The organism is Pseudomonas sp. PME37.24/006 (assembly GCF_055556635.1).
The window spans coordinates 1-303 of the sequence record NZ_JBVHNL010000033.1; the positions used below are offsets into that span (position 1 = coordinate 1).

Genomic DNA, 303 nt, shown 5'->3' on the forward strand with positions numbered 1-303 from the left:
CGAGGAGCCCACGCGCGGTGTCGTCCGCGTTGATGATCGCTCGCTCGGTCCACTCCCAATGTACAGCGGCGACGGGTCGGCCCACGGCCTGCAGCGCCGCGATGACTCCCGTCGCGCCGTGGGCCAGGGCGTACGGCGGCTCGACGAACTGCAGGGGATCCCCCGGCCACAGGCGATCGGTGCGGGTGGGGTCGGCGTCGGCCGCGAGGCGGTCGCTGACCGCGTCGATCACCGTGTCGAGCGCGTCGGCCGTCGTGTCGCGGAGCGCGGCGAGCGCGCGCTCGGCCGCCGCGGTCACGGTGT

The 303-nt window shown here is 75.2% G+C and carries 1 protein-coding gene; it reads right to left on the reverse strand.

Translation table 11 applies throughout. From position 1 onward, the window contains the following. A partial coding sequence (locus tag ACZ3GY_RS23740; protein ID WP_465912184.1) for a hypothetical protein occupies positions 1-303 on the reverse strand: 303 nt, incomplete at both ends.